At 39.6% G+C, this 16,992-nt stretch carries 18 protein-coding genes; 1 reads left to right on the top strand and 17 read right to left on the bottom strand.

All coding sequences use genetic code 11. From position 1 onward, the window contains the following. Nucleotides 1-115: 115 nt before the first annotated feature. The 9 genes from AC1MGI_RS03720 to spoIIQ all read right to left on the bottom strand — a co-directional run bounded on the left by AC1MGI_RS03720 (nt 116) and on the right by spoIIQ (nt 7,067). Entirely contained in the window at nt 116-559 is a 444-nt protein-coding gene (locus AC1MGI_RS03720) for a hypothetical protein (protein ID WP_480348629.1), read from the bottom strand. Between the two features lie 109 nt (nt 560-668). Further along, nucleotides 669-914, bottom strand: a complete 246-nt coding sequence (locus AC1MGI_RS03725) for a hypothetical protein (protein WP_480348630.1) — start codon at nt 912-914, stop codon at nt 669-671. A gap of 164 nt (nt 915-1,078) precedes the next feature. Continuing rightward, entirely contained in the window at nt 1,079-1,510 is a 432-nt protein-coding gene (fabZ, locus tag AC1MGI_RS03730) for a 3-hydroxyacyl-ACP dehydratase FabZ (RefSeq protein WP_480348631.1), read from the bottom strand. A 53-nt stretch (nt 1,511-1,563) separates the two neighbouring features. Beyond that, entirely contained in the window at nt 1,564-1,815 is a 252-nt protein-coding gene (locus tag AC1MGI_RS03735) for a DNA-directed RNA polymerase subunit beta (protein WP_062185445.1), read from the bottom strand. A gap of 93 nt (nt 1,816-1,908) precedes the next feature. Then, entirely contained in the window at nt 1,909-2,757 is an 849-nt protein-coding gene (locus AC1MGI_RS03740) for a flagellar hook-basal body protein (protein ID WP_480348632.1), read from the bottom strand. 19 nt (nt 2,758-2,776) lie between these two features. Continuing rightward, entirely contained in the window at nt 2,777-3,610 is an 834-nt protein-coding gene (locus AC1MGI_RS03745) for a flagellar hook-basal body protein (protein ID WP_480349697.1), read from the bottom strand. 487 nt (nt 3,611-4,097) lie between these two features. Next, the gene (gene mreB / locus AC1MGI_RS03750) at nt 4,098-5,099 is read right to left on the bottom strand and encodes a rod shape-determining protein MreB (RefSeq protein ID WP_480348633.1); all 1,002 of its coding nucleotides are present in this window, start codon (nt 5,097-5,099) and stop codon (nt 4,098-4,100) included. 316 nt (nt 5,100-5,415) lie between these two features. Beyond that, on the bottom strand, nt 5,416-5,691 hold the full coding sequence (gene spoIIID, locus AC1MGI_RS03755) for a sporulation transcriptional regulator SpoIIID (protein ID WP_028393454.1): 276 nt from the start codon (nt 5,689-5,691) through the stop codon (nt 5,416-5,418). A 518-nt stretch (nt 5,692-6,209) separates the two neighbouring features. Continuing rightward, a complete protein-coding gene (spoIIQ, locus tag AC1MGI_RS03760) occupies nt 6,210-7,067 on the bottom strand; it encodes a stage II sporulation protein SpoIIQ (RefSeq protein ID WP_480348634.1) in 858 nt (285 codons plus the stop codon). Nucleotides 7,068-7,586: 519 nt separating this feature from the next. Here spoIIQ and AC1MGI_RS03765 point away from each other — a divergent pair. Then, complete coding sequence (locus AC1MGI_RS03765) at nt 7,587-8,018, top strand: VanZ family protein (protein ID WP_480348635.1); 432 nt, start codon at nt 7,587-7,589, stop codon at nt 8,016-8,018. A 246-nt stretch (nt 8,019-8,264) separates the two neighbouring features. Here AC1MGI_RS03765 and spoIID read toward each other — a convergent pair whose 3' ends face one another. The 8 genes from spoIID to atpA form a co-directional block, all read right to left on the bottom strand. Further along, nucleotides 8,265-9,287: a stage II sporulation protein D gene (gene spoIID, locus AC1MGI_RS03770; RefSeq protein ID WP_480348636.1), complete on the bottom strand. Its 1,023-nt coding sequence runs from the start codon at nt 9,285-9,287 to the stop codon at nt 8,265-8,267. A 549-nt stretch (nt 9,288-9,836) separates the two neighbouring features. Further along, nucleotides 9,837-11,141, bottom strand: a complete 1,305-nt coding sequence (murA, locus tag AC1MGI_RS03775; protein WP_480348637.1) for a UDP-N-acetylglucosamine 1-carboxyvinyltransferase — start codon at nt 11,139-11,141, stop codon at nt 9,837-9,839. A 32-nt stretch (nt 11,142-11,173) separates the two neighbouring features. Then, nucleotides 11,174-11,911 carry a YwmB family TATA-box binding protein gene (locus AC1MGI_RS03780; RefSeq protein WP_480348638.1) on the bottom strand — a complete coding sequence of 246 codons (738 nt, stop codon included), beginning with the start codon at nt 11,909-11,911 and terminating at the stop codon, nt 11,174-11,176. 97 nt (nt 11,912-12,008) lie between these two features. Beyond that, entirely contained in the window at nt 12,009-12,248 is a 240-nt protein-coding gene (locus AC1MGI_RS03785) for a DUF1146 family protein (RefSeq protein ID WP_062185426.1), read from the bottom strand. 404 nt (nt 12,249-12,652) lie between these two features. Beyond that, a complete protein-coding gene (locus AC1MGI_RS03790) occupies nt 12,653-13,054 on the bottom strand; it encodes a F0F1 ATP synthase subunit epsilon (RefSeq protein ID WP_480348639.1) in 402 nt (133 codons plus the stop codon). 24 nt (nt 13,055-13,078) lie between these two features. Continuing rightward, nucleotides 13,079-14,476 carry a F0F1 ATP synthase subunit beta gene (gene atpD, locus AC1MGI_RS03795; protein WP_480348640.1) on the bottom strand — a complete coding sequence of 466 codons (1,398 nt, stop codon included), beginning with the start codon at nt 14,474-14,476 and terminating at the stop codon, nt 13,079-13,081. A 102-nt stretch (nt 14,477-14,578) separates the two neighbouring features. Next, on the bottom strand, nt 14,579-15,436 hold the full coding sequence (locus tag AC1MGI_RS03800) for a F0F1 ATP synthase subunit gamma (protein WP_480348641.1): 858 nt from the start codon (nt 15,434-15,436) through the stop codon (nt 14,579-14,581). Nucleotides 15,437-15,473: 37 nt separating this feature from the next. Then, nucleotides 15,474-16,982, bottom strand: coding sequence for a F0F1 ATP synthase subunit alpha (gene atpA, locus AC1MGI_RS03805; protein WP_480348642.1), 1,509 nt, complete (start codon nt 16,980-16,982; stop codon nt 15,474-15,476). Nucleotides 16,983-16,992: the final 10 nt, after the last annotated feature.

Below are 16,992 nucleotides of genomic sequence, written 5' to 3' on the forward strand. Positions count from 1 at the left end.
AAGCAAAGAGTTCTTTGCTTTTGCTTTTTTCATTGACATATTGTTGACATGTCTCATTCGTTCAAATTTGCAGAGGGAATTTACGAAAGGATATAAGTGCTTCAATATGACTTTTTTATTTGGAATTTTTCAATTCCCTCGTGAGCTTCTCGATGACAAAACGAGCTTCCGCGCGACAAGTATAATCATATTCTGTTTTCGTAAGTTTTTGCAGTCGTTCTATCTCTTCAATTTGCTCTTTCCTCGGTTTTTCTGAAAGGATCTTATTAATCGTTTCATTAATTTTCACCGCTAATTCCTCATGAAACTCCGAATTCGCTTTTATATCATTGCTTACCTTATCATACCAAGTAGCTGATTTATTTAAGTATTCTTTCCATTCGCCCATGTATGCTTCATAATCAAACTGTTTTTCATTCCAGTTGATTTTGTTCATATATTGCTCAAAAGCAATTGAAATAGAGCGAGTTATACTTATTTTTACTCCTGGTGAAAGATCTTTTAACATTTTATAAAATGGACCTCCTACATTTAGCTCCTCTGCTCTTGCTAAAATCATATCAAATATCGCCAGTAAAAGGAATCATTTATAACAATTAAATTATTTTCGTTATAGAATCGAAACAAAACAGGCGGAGATTACCACCTGTTTTGTCTATGAATAAGAATTACTTGTTATCTTTATGTTTATTTGTTTCATTTAAATTTGTATCTGGTCCATTTACGTTATTATCATTATTCACATCATTGTCTGGGTTTACATTGTTGTCTGGATTCACAGGTTCATTTACATTATTATCTGTCGGGGTCTGTTCAGGAGCAGGATTGTTATTGTCGTTCGTCGCACATCCCGCTAACATCATTATTGATAATAATGAGTACCCAAGCAAAGCTAATATTCGTTTTTTCACCATGTTGTATTCCTCCTTATGTTGTGAGCCATATTCTAATGGTCCTTATTTAGAATACCCGAAAAAGGGAATTTCTCTCGTTTCTATAAAAGTAACATTTACCAGATTCTCTTGTGGAAAAAAAAGAGAGCACGGAATGTTTATCCGTACCCTTTGTTATTCTACTATTATGTTTTATCTCCAAAGGCAAACATAATATCTGTTTCACAAGCAATTTCGCCATCGACAGTGGCCACTGCTTTTCCTTTGCCAATGGAACCGCGCATTCTCGTGATTTCAACTTCAAGTTTTAATTGGTCTCCTGGAACGACTTGTCTCTTAAAACGACAGTTATCAATTCCAGCAAAAAAGGCTAGTCTCCCTCTATATTCCTCCTGCTTAAGCATCGCTACTGCCCCTACTTGAGCAAGTGCCTCAACAATAAGTACGCCAGGCATGACTGGATACTCAGGGAAATGACCATTAAAGAAAGATTCATTTGCTGAAACATTTTTCAAGCCTACTGCACGTTTTCCATCTTCCACTTCAATTATGCGATCCACTAATAAAAAAGGATAGCGATGCGCAATAATTTCTTTAATTTGATTAATATCAAGCATTCCTTTTTCCTCCTTATAAGAAAAGCCATCACCAGTTGACCTGGATTAGCCCTCTATTTCTCGCTGTATACTAAATCAAAAATGTGAGTCCAGGTTGACTTTTTAAATACATCAACCATTGCTCCGCCACCCATCATACTATAGCCGACAATTGATCCGGAGACTACTGATACAACAATCAATACTGTAACAAGTAACACCCTGAACCAAAGCGGTAACAGTCTGATTCGAATTTTTCGTTTCGTCTGTTCCTTATTTTCCTTTTTCTGTTTAAAATCGTCTCTGGTTAAAGTTTTTTCTTCCATGCTTGTGTACAATAGCTCCTTTTTATCCCGGTTTAACAGGCTGTTATGCCCCATAATAATCAGCGATTTGATCTTTATTGATGGATGTTTCACTTATCTGATACTGTTTACTAATCCTTGCATTTGATCAGCCATTGTAATCGCTCTTGATTGGAATTGATATTGTCGCTGAACCATAATAAGATTAGACATTTCCTTCGACAAGTCTACATTAGAGCTTTCCAATGCTCCTTGTGTCATAGAAATCTCGCCGCGCAAGCCGCCTGTTAATGATGTCAAAATATCTTCTGCATTCATATTCAATTGGTTAAAATTTGAGGGGAGTGCTAATACATTACCGCCTAGCTGCTCCATAAATTGCGGCTTCTTAACAGACACAATGCCTAACTCAAAGGTTTGTGTTCCTCGATCACTCGTCTCTATTTTAATCTGTCCATTTTCAGACATGCTAATATCTGTTACATTCCCGTTTATAACAATTGGGCGGTTGAATTCATCAAGAACAGAATTCCCATCACCAGTAACAAGCATAACCTGATGATCATTTCCATCTACAGGTGTCATAAAAAAGGCTCCATCACGTGTATAGCGTATGTTTTCTCCACTTTCATCTGAAACACGTACACTAAAAAACAAATCTGGCTTTGTAAAGGCGGCATCTAGGCTACGATTCGTCGTTTTTAATGAACCTTGTGTCAGGATAAGCTGTGATTGACCAAGCTTAGCCCCTGTTCCTTGGCGTATTCCATTTGGCGTCAAACGGCCGATTTCCTGAGACGCGGTTGTTTGATTATTGAATTGCTGTACAAGCAAATCCGTAAAATTTGCTTCTTTCCGTTTATAGCCTGTTGTATCCACGTTTGCTATATTACTGCTAATCGTATCCAATTTTAACTGAAGCTGAGAGAGTGTATTAGTTGATGTAATCATCATGCGATTCACTATATTTCCCCCTTATTCTTTAGAGCCTACCAATTTCATTGACAGCCTTGTCCATACTTTTATCGTATGCTTGTAATATTTTCTGATTCGCTTCAAACGTACGATAAGTAGTAAGCATGTCTGTCATTGTTTGCGCCTGATCGACGTTAGACCCTTCCAAATAGCCCTGCTTCAAATTAAACGATACACCTGCAGTGTTATAGGCGTTATCAAGCATTGCTCCTTCTGCACGGAATAATCCGTCTCCCTCTTTAATGAGTTGGTAAGGATCCCTTGCGAATGCGATTCCAATGCGGGCTACTGGTTGGTTGTTTTCTATAATCATGCCTTCTTCACTGACGGAGAAGTTCTCGCTATTCACGCGAATTCGGTTATTATTGACATCCTGCACATAATTTCCACTAGCTGTAGTCAAGTATCCAGCGCCATCCAATGTAAAGTTCCCATTTCTCGTGTAACGCGCTTGTCCCACACTATTTTCAACAACAAAGAGAAGCGTGCCTGGTTTGCCACTTTCCTGGTTCAACGGAAGGTTCCCATTAACAATCGCCAAATCGGTCGCTAATTGGGTTTCTCGGATGTCACCTTGCGTATACAAGGGCGTCGCCTCTTGCATATAGACACCTGTACTGAGAGAGCCCACCTGTGAATAAATTGGTAAACTGATTTTCCCGTTTGGTGTTGTCGCTTTTTGACCCATTTGTTGCATAAGCATTTCAGGGAACGACCTCACGCTTGCTTGGTCTGTTTTAAATCCAGGCGTATTCGCATTTGATAAATTATTCGTCAACATTTCCGCACGCCTTTGTTGAGTAAGCATTCCGGAAGCCGCTGTGTAAAATCCTCTGAACATCATTGATCACCTCTGATATATACAAAATCTAAAATGGCGTTCAAACGCCACTAGTTACTATGAAGGATAGACCATGAAACACGCTACACTCACCTTATCACAATGATAGCGGTGCGAAGCCTGAATTTCGGATGCTTGTTCGACACTATAAGTATACCTGCTAAGCAGGTTAGCTATATGTATAAGTCGCGAAGACTAAATCCCCATGTCCTTCATACAAAAAGCTGAAATATTCAGCTATCTGGATTTTTTTTCAAACAGTCTTATGGTTGTTGTTCCATATGTCTATTTACTATATCGGAAGGTTTCTAGGGTAACTTAATACTAATTATAGTAGGACTGCTTGAGGCATTAAAATCGTCAATTGTAAAGGAATTGGTTAAAAAAACTTCGTAGGTTTTATAACTCGATTTCGAATAAGAAACAGGAACCGAGAATCCTCAGTCCTGTCCAAATGAAGGTACAAAAAATGTGCGCTTCTATTGAATCAACCAAATTTATGGCGTGGTAATTTATCCATATTATCCAGCATAATTCCCGTTCCAATCGCTACACAGTCCATAGGATTCTCTGCGACTAGTACTGGGACTTTCAATTCTTCTGCTAGCAATAAGTCAATTCCGTGCAGAAGGGCTCCGCCACCTGTAAGAATAACGCCGCGGTCAATAATATCTGCTGATAATTCAGGTGGTGTGCGTTCTAGAACGCTCTTAGCACCTTGGACAATAATAGAAACTTGTTCACGCAGTGCCTCTTCAATTTCCTCAGAATGAACAGTAATTGTCCTAGGCAATCCAGAAACCATATCACGTCCACGAATATCAATTTCTTCCTTCCGCGATCCAGGAAAAACAGTTGCGATCTTTATCTTGATATCTTCTGACGTTCTTTCACCAATGAGCAGTTTATATTTACGTTTGATGTAATTCAAAATTTCATTATCAAATTTATCGCCCGCCATGTTTATGGACGATGAAGTTACAATGTCCCCCATAGATAGGACTGCGATGTCTGTTGTACCTCCGCCAATGTCAACGACCATATTTCCGCTTGGCTGGAAAATGTCCATACCCGCTCCTATTGCCGCCACTTTCGGCTCTTCTTCTAGGTAAATTTTCTTACCTCCGCTTTTTTCAGCTGCCTCTTTAATGGCCTTCTGCTCAACACTCGTGATATTAGTTGGACAGCAAATTAGAATTCTTGGTTTCGATAAAAATCCTTTAACATTTAACTTATTTATAAAATGCTTAAGCATCAATTCAGTTACATCAAAATCAGCAATGACTCCATCCTTTAACGGGCGGATCGCAACGATGTTTCCTGGTGTACGACCAACCATCTTTCTAGCTTCTTCACCGACCGCTAATACACGGTTCGTATTTTTATCGATGGCCAATACGGATGGCTCATTTAACACAATTCCTTTACCTTTGACATGGATCAGCACATTAGCTGTTCCGAGATCTATTCCAATATCCCTAGCAAACATGATTTAAATCCTCCTTGAATCCTCATAAAAGCCTACTTACTCCTAATTGTTTATTTTAACATATTGAAAAGGTGGAAGGTAGGTCTATATCCTTGAAATGGGAATTTTTTTTACGCATCACAAAAACCGGGATTTGTTGTCCTACCCCGCTTCCCGTGGTTCTTAAAAGGTAACACTTTTTACTAAGCATTTCCCTTTTAAACCACCGAAACTGAATTAGGGTAGCAAATACCGGTTTTATTTTACATAAAGTGAAACTTCAATCAGTGGGGGACTTTATCCCCACTGATTGTTAGTCCCGTTAATGCGGGAAAAGCTATCTTTTCAATATTTCCTCTTCGCGCTCTGATCGCTTATATTTCAACTTTGTTGCTTCTCCACCTCGAAGATGACGGATAGATTTATGATAATCCAAAATATCCTTCACCTCATTGGCCAATTCAGGATTAATTTCAGGTAATCGCTCGGTTAAATCTTTATGGACTGTACTTTTGGATACACCAAACTCCTTCGCAATGACACGAACAGTTTTTCTTGTTTCCACGATATACTTTCCTATCTTGATAGTTCTTTCTTTGATGTAATCGTGCACACCACTCGACCTCCCTAAATTGGATGTGAGAAGTGTGAAATGAGATTCGCTTTTGGCTTAAAAACGACCGTTGCCCCGGAAATTATCAATTTATATATCTTCAACTGGATTTATCATTAGATTTAAACGACTACTCACCTCAAACACTCTCTTTGTATGGTTTGTATCAGTTTATTAGTACGGATGAAGATATATGCACACTTTAGAACAGCTTCCGGAAATATTTATCGTAATTTTCCAAAAGTTAATGCGTGCTTTCAAATTATTTCCCGAGAAATTTGTCAGAAATAAAGGGATTTTGTAAAAGAAGAAAGGGCTAAGATAGCCCTATAAAAAATCCCCATCTTTATGATAGGGATCTCACCAAATTTTCAGTTGTTGTTTACGGGCGTACCATTTTGTTTTGATTCATTTAGTTTAACGAACTCATGTATGGAGTGAACAAACTCCACAGATAGAAATTTCAACCAACTATCAGTGGGAGATGCAAAACAACCCTACTGATAGAAGTTTCACTTTCAGCCTTCTTCAGTGTTACCCATTTCAGAATCAGAAGGATCTTCTTTTGTATGATCGTCACTAGATTTTGCGTCAGATGGGTCTTCAATTGCTTCAGAATCCGAATTCGCTGGATCTTCTTCTTCACTTATACCACTTGGGTTTTTATCAGCAGCTTCTTCCTTTTTTTCAAGGGATGCCAACTGACTTCCGAAAATAGCATTTGGATTTAAAGCAACATTATCTTGGCGGATTTCAAAGTGGACATGTGTTCCAGCCTCTTCATTCAAGAGACTCCTACCTGCTTTGGCAATTACAGCACCTTGTTTCACTTTGTCGCCAACCGCTACTTTAATGTCTGTAATAGATTGATAACGAGTAATCACACCATTTTCGTGTTCAATTTCTACTTCATTTCCAAGCAAAGAATCTTCTTTAACTTTATTTACTTTCCCGCTTAAAGAAGCTACAACATCGAATGCACCACCGTCTTTAGCTGCGATATCCAGTCCTTTGTTTTGCATAACACGATTATTATAAAAGACTAATGCAGCAGCACGTTTTTCTTTGTCAGCCTCTTTGTCATAGAACTCTTTCTTAATGATCGCGAGTTGGGAATCCGCTATCGGCATGTTAATTTTTTCAAGATGGCTGTTTACTTCAATCGCAGGCTCTTCCATGTTATTGCCTAATCCAGTTGCCTCTTCTTTATCTGTTGAGTTGTCAGCTGAATCGTTAAAACTGTTTTGTGCCCAAATGGCACCGGCCAAAATCAATGCGGCACTTGCGATATAAATTGCTGGTAATGCCCAACGTTTGTTCTGAATACGTCGGAGAATGGACTTTTTGGAAGTTGGTTTGTTTTCTTCCTCTCTCATAATTAATCACCTCAGCAATCATTCTGAACAGATTGCTGCAATTATATACATCTGCCATAAAACTTTTTTAGATTTATTTTTTGTTTAACTTGAATTTTTTATGCATGGGAATTATTTCATTCCTTTAAAGGTATGGGAGTGGGGCTTCGCTACTTGCTAAATATCGCTAGTCTAATTAGCAACTAACTGATTTTATTATAGAAAGTAATTCAAAATTCAGCTTCGCACCGCCACCATTGCGAATAGGCAAGTTTAGTCTGATACTTAATTGATTCTTCATGGTGAATGGTGCCGTTTTGTAAGTTAAGAAATATATTTTTTGTGGAATTTTGGACTGTCCAAACCAAAGTACCAAATCCCTAGATGCAACATTTTTTGTCTGGTAACTTTGGCGAAAGAGATAAGAACGCAGTAATCTTGCTGTTCTGCCTTTTTCAAGTCGCTTGTGCTTTGTTCTTTCCCAATAAGAAAATTCTTGATACAATGACAACAATCACTTACTAAAGGAAGTATTCATTCATGAGAAAATTCTTGAAGCTATTCTTGACGGTTCTGCCGTTTGTTTATATGGGAGCTATTTGGTATATGTCTAGTCAGCCTGATGATTTAATTCTCGATCTTCCATCCTCTTCTATCGATCGTTTCATCAAGGAAGCTCTTCATTTGGTTGAATTTGCGATTCTTTATATGTTGTTCGCTGCTGCTCTTGCTGCTCATAGTAAATTAACCAGCTCCTGGAGTATCCTAGCTGCCATTTTAGCGTGTTTGTATGGTGTTTGTGATGAAATACACCAATCCTTCATACCTGCCCGCTCAGCAAGCCTTATTGATGTTGTCAAAGATGTAATTGGCGTGTTAGCTGCTTATTTCCATGTACGCTATCACTATTTCAAGCATCATCGTGGTTTTCTTACAATCATTGAAAAAATGACGAAAAAGGCTGTCTCATAAGGATTTGATCCTTGGCTTTTGAGACAGCCTTTTTTTATTTCATTGCTATTTTATCTCACGATTATGAGGAACAAAGAAGATAGGTGGGGGACAACTGCACGTAAAGGTCCAATTGATTGGTTTAACTAACCGTCAGTGAGGGAAATTTTACTTTCTCTGATGATTTTGATCTTAGCCCCTTTAGCTCTGACTGAAAAGCTTGTGCGGCCAAAGATCTAATTACCAATAATATTGTTTAGCCTAGCCTTACTTTTTGGCTGTGATGGTATTCAATATTGCGTTCGAAGGCTGAATCGTAACACCTTGATAATAATATTTTACAATTTCATCAGATTTTTTCCCTTCTATAGCCATTCCATTCGCACCGTACTGGCTCATTCCAACTCCATGACCGAAACCCCTCGTCGTAATGATAATGTTCTTGCCTTTTCGCTTCCAAGTAAAGTCTGTTGATTTTAAGCCCAAGCTATCACGAACTTCCACTCCAGTTAGCTCTTTGCCTGCTATAACCACCTTACTTACTCGGTTTCCCTTTGTACGAGCCTTTACAGTACCGATTTCATTTCCTGCTGGCAGTTTAACACCTAATCTTTTTTGAAAATCAGCTACGGATATCGTTTCATTATTATAAAACTTCGGTGATGATTTATCCCAAGGACTTGCCACACTTTTTAGATACGGATAAGCACTTGTCCAAATATCTTCTGAATTCTCGGTATATCCATTGCTCGTTGAGAAGAAGGACGCTGTGATCGGTTTGCCATCATACGTTAAAATTTGCCCTTTTGTCGCATTTACCGCATCTTTAATCTTCTTGATTTTCCATGTATAATCGGAACCCCACGATTTCTTCAGCTCCGCATCATTTCGATACACCTGATGCAATTCCGTATCTGTCACATCGGCTCCCTTTGGTACTCCAACAACATTATCTGCCAGCAACAAATCCACAATATACGTCCTCGCTGCCAGAGACTGAGCTTTCAATGCTTCTAATTCAAAATCCGCATACATTTCTGTTGCCACCACACCGACAACGTATGATTCTAACGGAATCGTTTGAATCTCTTCTTCGGCAGATCGATACACAGCGACATCTACACCTGGCACCTCTGTTGTGTCGACATTTTCTATGGGTTGCTCCACAGCTTCGGATAATTTACCACCCTCTTTATCTTTTGAAAATGGAAGCACAAGTAATGCAGGGATCATAAGTGTAACAAACGCTACAGTTAAAAATAGTGTGATGATCGGCTTAAATGCTCTCAATATTCCCGGGCCTCCCTTTGTATGCATTGAAGGTGGAATTGTAGCAGAAACGAGTCCTCTATCATTTTATCCCGGTTCAACTAACTATCAGTGGGGACTTGCATCCCGCTGATAGAAGTTTCACTTTATCTTTCGAATGGGAGAGTCCTACGTTCCCACACCTCCCCTTCTCTCATGACAAATATATGGGTTGGGACAAGCAATTATGACCTTTATTTTGAAACTACCTTAGTATGTTCATAGCTTATTAGCACGTAACTATGCACTGTTTTCTAGAAGTTTACTTATACCGATACGAAAAAATATTTTCCCTTCATAGTGCTTTCGTTTTGTTCCATTCTAGTGGGTATTTTGATCAAATTGGGGGGTAAAGTAAAACCTAGGGAATCATCGCTTAGCTTAGCAGGGAAGTCATAAAGTTAGTGGAAGAGAAGCTTCCATCTGTGGGGTGTTACAGCCGGGGGTAGATTAAGCCAAACTCATTTGCAAGCATTGGACAACAAAAAAAGAAGCTGGACTTCACATTCAAAGTCCAGCCACCATTATCAGTTATGCATTCAAATCTGCTGCAATGTTTTTAATTTCAATTGTCTGTTCGTCGTTTACACGTTCTACATCTGCCCCTAGAGCTGCTAATTTACCGTGGAAGTCCACATAGCCGCGGTCAAGATGCTTTAATTCCGTTACACGTGTTACCCCTTCAGCTACCAAGCCTGTTAAAACAAGAGCCGCTGCAGCACGTAGATCGGTAGCTGCTACTTCTGCTCCTTGAAGATTCGATGGTCCATTTATGATGACCGATCTGCCTTCAATTTTAACATTTGCATTCATACGACGGAATTCTTCAACATGCATGAAGCGGTTTTCGAATACTGTTTCTGTAATCATGCTTGTTCCCTTAGCTTGCAATAACAATGCCGTCATTTGTGACTGCATGTCAGTTGGAAATCCTGGGTGAGGCATCGTTTTAATATCGATAGCCTTTAAAGAGTCTGGACCAATTACACGTAATCCTTCATATTCTTCGTGAATTTCGACACCCATTTCTTCCATTTTTGCAATCAAAGAAGTGAGATGTTCTGGAACTGCTCCTTTGACAAGGACATTACCACCCGTAATTGCAGCAGCTACCATGAATGTACCAGCTTCAACGCGGTCTGGAATGATTGAATGTTCAGCACCGTATAACTTTTCTACACCTTCAATTTTCAATGTACCTGTTCCTGCACCTTTAACCTTTGCTCCCATTTTATTCAGGAAGTTAGCAAGGTCCACAATTTCTGGTTCCTTGGCAACGTTTTCGAGCACAGTTATACCTTTTGCAAGTGTTGCAGCCATCATAATATTTTCTGTTGCCCCTACACTTGGGAAATCAAGATATACTCTTGCCCCCTTGAGTCGGCCATTCACTTCAGCTTCAATAAAGCCATTTCCAACTTTCACTTTCGCACCCATTGCTTCAAAGCCTTTTAAGTGCTGGTCAATAGGACGCGAACCGATTGCGCATCCACCAGGTAATGCTACACGAGCACGCCCATTCCTTGCTAGTAAAGAACCCATAACCAATACAGAAGCACGCATTTTTCGAACATATTCGAACGGCGCTTCATCTAATAGCCCTCTAGATGCATCTACAGTAACTTCATTATTATCAAAGGCAACCTCAGCATTCAAGTTGCGCAATACTTCATTAATTGTATATACATCGGAGAGCGTTGGAACGTCCTTAATAATACTTTTTCCATCACTAGCCAATAGTGTTGCGGCGATAACCGGCAAAACGGCATTTTTTGCTCCCTCTACTTTAACAATTCCGCTAAGCTTTCTACCGCCGCGGACGATGATTTTTTCCAAGAGTATTCCCCTCCGCGTCCAATTTCTCTATATTAATATTCAAACGTAATGATGGGTGTGCCAACTACAAAGGTTGTTTTTTCGCCCAATCCATCTGTTCTTAACGCAAGTTGCAAGTTCATAGCTTCATGTGTCAATGTTTCGGTAAACATATTAGATTTTGCAGACACCGAGATAAAATGAGGCTCCTTTATGCTTTCCATTTCCTCTGCCTGAAATAAACCTAATAGCTTTATAGATTCCGAGGTTAAAACCGTATCAATATTATCATTGAATGTCCCTTTAACACAAGTGAAATTTGCCGGTTTCCCTCGAAATATGACTTTTTTCCTGTCTTGGAAATCCCCTTCAATAAAGGAGGAATAATCTGCATTCCAGCTATGACCTTTAGCCTCATAAATCATATAGCTTACAATATCAGATTTTTCTTGAGTAGACATTAAATGAAGCGATTCTGTTAAATTTGTTTGTGGATCCACATATGTCGCAGTGGCTGTCCATTTCTCCTCTTCAGCTGTAATTGTCCAGGTGAAGTCAGGAAATGTTCTTTGAAGTTTCTTCACTTCTTTATTGAAGTCTTTCCTTGTTTCAATCATCAAAGTTTTTTCACGTGCATATACAGACCAATCGCCTATTTCTATATTTATGTTCGATTCTAGCTGTTCGATTATTTTTTCTATATCTGACTTATTCTTAGCTACACTTGTACTATTCCCAAGGAAAATCAGTATAAAACCAAGAAACACGATGTATGTTAACGTTTTTTTCACTTTGAATCCCTCCCTTTGGTACCATCTTTTCCGGTAGGGAGGTAAGACATACTTAAAATGTATCGTCAGTAATTGACAAAATTTTAAAACATCAGTGTTACTGATTAAACATATATGGAAGTTGCTGCGAATAAAAGAGGTAATCTAAGAAGAAATTGCTTACAGCTGATCCAATTGCAACTGTCAAAAGTGTGTAAAGAACTCTTGCCTTCAATACGGAGTTTGCTTTTAACAGCTTCTCGAAATTTAAAGCTTGGAGAGCCCACCACGTTACGGCAATAAAAAACAGGTGTGAAACAATTCCAATCAGCGCCTGTTGGCTAAATGCTGAAAACATACATAATCCTCCTTAAAAAAACACCCAGTCCCTATTATAGCACATAACTGTTTAGAACTTGGAATTTAAAAGGAAATATGACCAAAAATCTTAAAAAAGATTCATAGAAAAAGAGAAATTTTGCGTTCTTTTGTAACTAAAGTAAAACTTCAATTAGTGAGAGGTTTCTTTATCCTACGCTCCTTCGATTTCTCTAAGTCTTGAGGCAGGGGTCTTACTGCCCATTAAGAGTAGGATAAAGCACCAAACAAACATATGATGATGTTAAAAAAATAAGGGCTATCCCATAGCGAAAGAATCAGACCCCACATCTACTAAATATCGTTTATGAGACGTAAAATGAAACTATAAACGGAATTTAGAGTGTGAGGTCAAACCCTCTTGGGATAACCACTTATTAAGTATTATTTAGTTTCTGCAATATTAATCCGGTTGACTGCACGTTTTAACGCTATTTCAGCTCGTTTTATATCGATTGAATCAGGGTTTTCCTGCAATCTCTTCTCTGCACGCTCTTTAGCCGATTGTGCCCGGACAAGGTCGATAGTTTCAGCTCTTTCTGCAGATTGAGCAAGAATCGTAACCACATCTGGACGAACTTCCAAGAAGCCTCCATTAATGGCAATATAGTCTGTACGGCCTTCTTTTTTAAGACGGACAGCAGCTATATCAAGAGGAGCTACCATAGGAACATGGCCGGCCATGATTCCTAGTTCCCCGCTCTTTGCCTTTGCGCTTACCATTTCTACTTCTGCATCATATACTGGGCCATCGGGAGTAACAACACTGACTTTTATCGTCTTCATTTCATACCCTCCTCGGTCCCTTTATTACGCCATTTGCTTTGCTTTTTCAATAACTTCTTCAATTCTTCCTACTAAACGGAACGCATCTTCTGGAAGATCATCATACTTACCTTCAAGGATTTCCTTGAAGCCTTTGACCGTTTCTTTAACCGGTACGTAAGAACCTTTTTGTCCAGTAAATTGTTCTGCCACATGGAAGTTTTGTGACAAGAAGTTCTGAATTCTACGAGCACGGGCAACAACTAACTTCTCATCGTCGTTTAACTCATCCATACCCAAGATGGCAATGATATCTTGTAGTTCTTTATATTTTTGCAGTGTGGTTTGAACTTGACGTGCTATTGCATAATGCTCAGCACCTACGATTTCAGGGCTAAGTGCACGAGAAGAAGAAGCCAATGGATCAACTGCTGGATAAATCCCCATTTCAGACAATTTACGCTCAAGATTCGTTGTTGAATCTAAGTGAGCAAAAGTTGTTGCTGGAGCTGGATCCGTATAGTCATCAGCCGGTACATAGATTGCTTGAATCGATGTAACAGATCCTACGTTTGTTGAAGTAATTCGTTCTTGTAATTGCCCCATTTCAGTTGCAAGTGTTGGTTGATAACCAACCGCTGAAGGCAGACGGCCAAGAAGGGCAGAAACCTCAGAACCTGCTTGTGTGAAACGGAAAATGTTATCGATGAATAACAATACGTTTTGTCCTTGCTCATCACGGAAGTATTCAGCCATTGTCAAACCAGTTAAGGCAACACGCATACGTGCACCAGGTGGCTCATTCATTTGTCCGAATACCATAGCTGTTTTCTTAATAACACCAGAGTCACTCATTTCGAAGTAAAGGTCATTTCCTTCACGAGTACGCTCACCAACGCCTGCGAATACAGAAATACCACCATGTTCTTGGGCAATGTTGTTAATAAGTTCTTGAATTAATACCGTTTTACCTACACCGGCACCACCAAATAGACCAATTTTCCCACCCTTAACATAAGGTGCAAGAAGATCTACTACTTTAATACCTGTCTCCAAAATTTCTACCTCAGTAGAAAGTTGGTCAAATGTAGGTGCTTGTCTATGGATTGGATCTCTACGTGCTTCTACAGGAATAGGTGCATCAAGATCAATGTTTTCTCCTAATACGTTGAAAACACGTCCCAATGTCACATCTCCTACAGGTACGGAAATCGGAGCCCCTGTATCAACAGCTTCTGCTCCACGTGTCAATCCATCTGTGGAAGACATCGCAATTGTACGAACTGAATCATCACCTAAATGCAAGGCAACTTCAAGAGTTAAGCCAGTACCAGACGATGTATTTTCAATTCTTAACGCATTATAGATCTTAGGTAGCTGTCCGTTATCAAACTTCACGTCAACTACCGGACCCATAACTTGAGTAACGCGTCCAATATTCATCGTTTTCCCTCCTGTCATTATGTTTGACGACTATCTATGATTGTAGAACAGGAAGCAATCGTCTAGGCTTACCTGGTCCATCTATTTTTAAAACACTTTAGCTTATTCTAATGCTGCGGCACCGCCGACAATTTCAGTAATTTCTTGCGTGATTGCTGCTTGACGCGCACGGTTATATTGCAATGATAAGGAGTCGATAATCTCTTTCGCATTATCTGTCGCGCTTTTCATCGCAGTCATACGTGCCGAGTGCTCACTCGCTTTTCCATCTAGTAAGGCTCCGTAAATTAAGCTTTCTGCATACTGAGGTAGCAATACCTCAAGAATTGCTTCAGGATCCGGTTCATATTCATAAGAAGTTAACGACCCTGAAAGTTCGATATCTGTCAGTGGCAGAATTTTCTTTTCCGTTACCTCTTGAGAGATGGCACTGACATAGTGATTGTAGTACATATATAACTCGTCACACAATTCATTTTGAAATAAATTCACTGTCGATTTCGCTATATCACTAATGTCTGAAAACGATGGTTGGTCAGGCACTCCAATTACTTCAAGCTCCACGTGCATTTTCCGACTGACAAAGAAATCACGGCCAACTCTTCCGATGGCAATAATGACATATTCATCGGCTGATTTGTGGCGTTGTTGAATCGTTTTAAAGACGTGACGAAGCACACTGCTGTTGTAAGCACCGGCCAAACCTTTGTCCGCTGTAATGACAACATAACCAGTTTTCTTAACTGGTCGAGTCTTAAGCATCGGATGTGATGCATCTGTACTTCCGCTAGCAATACTTGTTACGACTTCCTGAATCTTCTCCATATAAGGAGCATACCTTTTCGCATTGGATTCAGCACGGTTCCATTTTGAAGCAGAAACCATTTGCATCGCTTTTGTAATTTGACTAGTCTTTTTAGTCGAGTTAATACGAGACTTTATATCGCGTAAAGAGGCCATTCATTCTCACCACCCTTGTAAAATTTAATTAGGCCGATTATTCAGATGCTACAAAGTTCTTTTTGAATTCGTTGATAGCAGCTACAATTGCATCCTCTTCAGGAAGGTTACCTGTCGTACGGATGTGGTCTAATAAATCAGAGTGAGAACGATCTAGGAATGAATAGTATCCCTCTTCAAAACGAAGAATGTCCTTTACAGGAATATCGTCTAAATGTCCACGAGTTAGAGCAAACAGAATCATAACTTGCTTTTCAACTTTGATTGGCTTGTTAAGATCTTGTTTAAGCACCTCAACTGTACGTGCACCACGATTTAGTTTCGCTTGCGTTGATTTATCAAGGTCAGAACCGAATTGAGAGAATGCTTCCAACTCACGGTAAGAGGCAAGGTCAAGACGTAGTGTTCCAGCAACCTTCTTCATCGCTTTAATTTGAGCCGATCCACCAACACGGGATACAGAAAGTCCTGCGTTAATCGCCGGGCGTACACCAGAGAAGAATAAATCAGACTGCAAGAAAATTTGTCCATCCGTAATAGAGATTACGTTTGTTGGAATATAAGCAGAAATATCGCCTGCTTGAGTTTCAACAAATGGAAGTGCAGTAATTGAACCAGCACCTAATGTATCGTTTAATTTAGCCGCACGCTCGAGTAAACGTGAGTGCAAGTAGAATACGTCTCCTGGGAATGCTTCACGACCTGGTGGACGACGAAGTAGCAAGGACAGTTCACGGTATGCAGATGCTTGTTTTGAAAGATCATCATAGACAATTAACACATGCTTGCCTTGGAACATGAAATGCTCACCCATTGATACACCCGCATAAGGAGCCAAGTATAGTAGTGGAGCCGGTTGAGAAGCAGACGCCGTTACAACGATTGTGTAATCCAACGCGCCATGCTTACGGAATGTTTCAACTGTATTACGTACAGTCGATTCTTTTTGTCCGATTGCTACGTAGATACAAATCATATCTTGGTCAGATTGGTTCAAAATCGTATCAATCGCAACAGATGTTTTACCTGTTTGGCGGTCCCCGATAATTAACTCACGTTGCCCACGACCAATCGGAACAAGAGCATCAATCGCTTTAATACCTGTTTGTAGTGGTTCATGAACAGATTTACGGTCCATAACACCTGTAGCTGGGCTTTCGATTGGACGGGTATGTGTCGTATTGATCGGACCTAGTCCATCAACTGGTTGTCCTAATGGATTCACGACACGGCCAATTAATTCTTCACCTACTGGTACTTCCATAATCCGTCCTGTACGACGAACTTCACTGCCTTCTTGAATATCTCTAAAAGTTCCAAGAATAACGATACCAACATTGTTCTCTTCAAGGTTTTGAGATAACCCCATTGAACCATTTGCGAATTCTACGAGCTCTCCTGCCATTACATTATCTAAACCGTGAACGCGTGCAATTCCGTCCCCAACAGAGATGACAGTACCAACGTCGCTTACTTTAATTTCAGACTGGTAGTTTTCAATTTGCGCCTTTATCAGCGCACTGATTTCTTCAGCTTTAATGCTCATGAATTTCACC

It is taken from the genome of Peribacillus sp. BM1, assembly GCF_056679975.1.

Bases quoted from the DNA above. Each gene is read 5' to 3' on its own strand.
- AC1MGI_RS03765 (WP_480348635.1), top strand. From the start codon at position 7,587: ATGAGAAAATTCTTGAAGCTATTCTTGACGGTTCTGCCGTTTGTTTAT.
- AC1MGI_RS03800 (WP_480348641.1), bottom strand. From the start codon at position 15,436: ATGGCCTCTTTACGCGATATAAAGTCTCGTATTAACTCGACTAAAAAG.
- atpA (WP_480348642.1), bottom strand. From the start codon at position 16,982: ATGAGCATTAAAGCTGAAGAAATCAGTGCGCTGATAAAGGCGCAAATT.
- atpD (WP_480348640.1), bottom strand. From the start codon at position 14,476: ATGAATATTGGACGCGTTACTCAAGTTATGGGTCCGGTAGTTGACGTG.
- AC1MGI_RS03745 (WP_480349697.1), bottom strand. From the start codon at position 3,610: ATGTTCAGAGGATTTTACACAGCGGCTTCCGGAATGCTTACTCAACAA.
- AC1MGI_RS03735 (WP_062185445.1), bottom strand. From the start codon at position 1,815: ATGGAAGAAAAAACTTTAACCAGAGACGATTTTAAACAGAAAAAGGAA.
- mreB (WP_480348633.1), bottom strand. From the start codon at position 5,099: ATGTTTGCTAGGGATATTGGAATAGATCTCGGAACAGCTAATGTGCTG.
- AC1MGI_RS03720 (WP_480348629.1), bottom strand. From the start codon at position 559: ATGATTTTAGCAAGAGCAGAGGAGCTAAATGTAGGAGGTCCATTTTAT.
- spoIIQ (WP_480348634.1), bottom strand. From the start codon at position 7,067: ATGAGAGAGGAAGAAAACAAACCAACTTCCAAAAAGTCCATTCTCCGA.
- AC1MGI_RS03785 (WP_062185426.1), bottom strand. From the start codon at position 12,248: ATGTTTTCAGCATTTAGCCAACAGGCGCTGATTGGAATTGTTTCACAC.
- AC1MGI_RS03725 (WP_480348630.1), bottom strand. From the start codon at position 914: ATGGTGAAAAAACGAATATTAGCTTTGCTTGGGTACTCATTATTATCA.
- AC1MGI_RS03790 (WP_480348639.1), bottom strand. From the start codon at position 13,054: ATGAAGACGATAAAAGTCAGTGTTGTTACTCCCGATGGCCCAGTATAT.
- fabZ (WP_480348631.1), bottom strand. From the start codon at position 1,510: ATGCTTGATATTAATCAAATTAAAGAAATTATTGCGCATCGCTATCCT.